General features: G+C 64.3%; 2 protein-coding genes. One reads left to right on the top strand and one right to left on the bottom strand.

The window, feature by feature from the left end; genetic code table 11:
* Positions 1–59: 59 nt before the first annotated feature.
* Positions 60–1,859: a DEAD/DEAH box helicase family protein gene (locus AB4Y86_RS17500; RefSeq protein ID WP_441403435.1), complete on the bottom strand. Its 1,800-nt coding sequence runs from the start codon at positions 1,857–1,859 to the stop codon at positions 60–62.
* A gap of 73 nt (positions 1,860–1,932) precedes the next feature.
* Between AB4Y86_RS17500 and AB4Y86_RS17495 the strand changes: the two genes are divergently transcribed.
* A partial coding sequence (locus AB4Y86_RS17495) for a hypothetical protein (RefSeq protein WP_441403434.1) occupies positions 1,933–2,118 on the top strand: 186 nt, incomplete at its 3' end.

The following is a 2,118-nucleotide window of genomic DNA, read 5'->3' as shown; positions in this document are numbered from 1 at the left end:
CGACTACACCGTTCTGCCGCGGAGTTGATGCTAACGCGAGTTCGATGGCGAGGATGCGGCTAATCGCGCCGGCGGAGCCGTTCCAGGGCCGCGGCGCGGTCGGCGTCGTTGGTGCTCCCGTCGACCGCAACGGAGGCGATCCCGGCTCGGTTGAACACCCCCGCCATGTTGTGGGCATGCTGGACCGAGACGCAGAAGCCGATGGCCCGCATCTGGTCGGTGCTGGTGACCTTGTCGCGGAGCTCGCGGATCACCTTGGCGGCGCGGGCGTCGTTGCCGGTGTACAGGTTGTTCAGCTGCGCGGTGTCGTAGTTGCCGCGCTTCCCCTCCAACTTGCTGAGATCGACGTCGTCCGAGACGCCGAAGTAGTGGATCGGCACCAGCGGGTCGGCGTTCAGGGCGTCCCAGAGGCGCAGTTCGCCGGCGGTGCGGCCGTTGAAGAACTGCTTGGCGACGCCGTCGCCGCGTTCCGGCGTCGCGGTCAGTCCGAGGAGCTGCTGCGGCTGCAGGTGGTACAGCAGCCGGCGGTAGGTGGGCGCCATGGCGTGGTGGAATTCATCGATGACGACGACGTCGAAGAAGTCGGGTGCCAGCTTGTCGGTGCCGAGGGAGGAGAGCGACTGGACGGACGCGAAGATGTGCTTCCACTCCGTGGGTTTGTGCTCGCCGACGTAGAGTTCGCCGAAGGCGCCGTCCTGCATGACGTCGCGGTAGGTGCGCGTGGCCTGCTTGAGGATTTCCTGGCGGTGGGCGACGAAGAGCAGTTTCAGGTCCCTGCCGGCCGCTTCGCAGAGGCGTTTGTAGTCCAGCGCGGCGATGACGGTCTTGCCGGTGCCGGTGGCGGCGACCAGGAGGTTGTGGTTGAAGCCCTTGAGCCGTTCGGCTTCGAGGTCTTCGAGCATCTCCTCCTGGTGCAGGAAGGGCTGGAGCTCGAGGCCGGTGGCTGCCCCGGGGACAGCTGTTCGCCGGCCGCCGTTGCGTTCCAGTGCGGCGTCCAGCTTTTCACCGTCGCGTTCCGGGTCGTAGCTTTGGAACGCGCGCTGTTCCCAGTAGCTGTCGAAGGTGACCTCGAACTTTTGCAGCAGGGTGGGTGTTCCGACGGAGCTGAGCCGGACGTTCCAGTCCAGGCCGTCCAGGAGCGCGGCCTGGCTGAGGTTGGAGCTGCCGACGTAGGCGGTGTCGAAGCCGGAGTTGCGACGGAACAGCCAGGCCTTGGCGTGCAGCCGGGTGGCCTGGGTTTCGTAGCTGATCTTCACTTCGGCGCCGTAGCGGTTGACGAGTTCGTCGATGGCGCGGCGTTCCGTAGCGCCCATGTAGGTGGTGGTGATGACGCGAAGTTTGGCGCCGCGCTCCTTGAGCTGTTGGAGTGCTGGTTCGAGGAGCCGCAGTCCGGTCCACCTGACAAAGGCGCAGAGCAGGTCGACGGTGTTGGCTGATTCGATCTCGGTTCTGAGTTCCGCGGCGAGGTTGGGATCGTCCTTGCTGTTGGTCAGGAGTGCGGAGTCGCTCAGTTTGGTGGTGGGACGGCGGAGGTTGCGGCGCTTTAGCGTCTCCGGGCGGTGGAGGGAATGGAGCTGGGTCGGACCGGGGGCGATGCGGTCCGAGGTGTTCAGTTCCTGGAGGAGCTTATTGGCGAGAGCGACGCGATCGGCGGGTTTGGCTGCAGCGAGGGCTCGCCGGACGGCGTCTGCTACGTGGCGGGAGAGGATGTCCGGGGAGTCGTCGTCTTCGATTTCTGCGAAGACCGGTTGAAGGTCTGCTTCGCTGTTCAGTTGTTTGCCCAGCGCGTCGGTTTTGAGGAGTTCGTATAAGCCCTCGGGCAGCTGCTCCGCTGCCACTCCCCCAATGGAATTAGTCACTGCGCCAGGCTATGGGGTGTAAGCGACAATGACGAAAAGCCAAGTTGTCCTGGAGGTCACCTAACATGGGCGGATGACCATCTCAGTGGGGGAACTCTTCGACAAATGTGCACTGCATCCGGCCGGCGTTGTGAAATGGGGTCAACAGGTTCCGCTGGACGCGCCAGGCGTTTATGTGGTCGCTTCAACACCCGACATTCATGACTCCTTGGGGGCGCTTCGGAGCTACAGTCACAATCCCGCGGCACTCGATATACTG

The sequence above is a fragment of the Arthrobacter sp. 2YAF22_2 genome (assembly GCF_052114645.1).
Lineage (GTDB): Bacteria > Actinomycetota > Actinomycetes > Actinomycetales > Micrococcaceae > Arthrobacter.
This window is presented reverse-complemented; position numbering and strand designations above follow the sequence as displayed.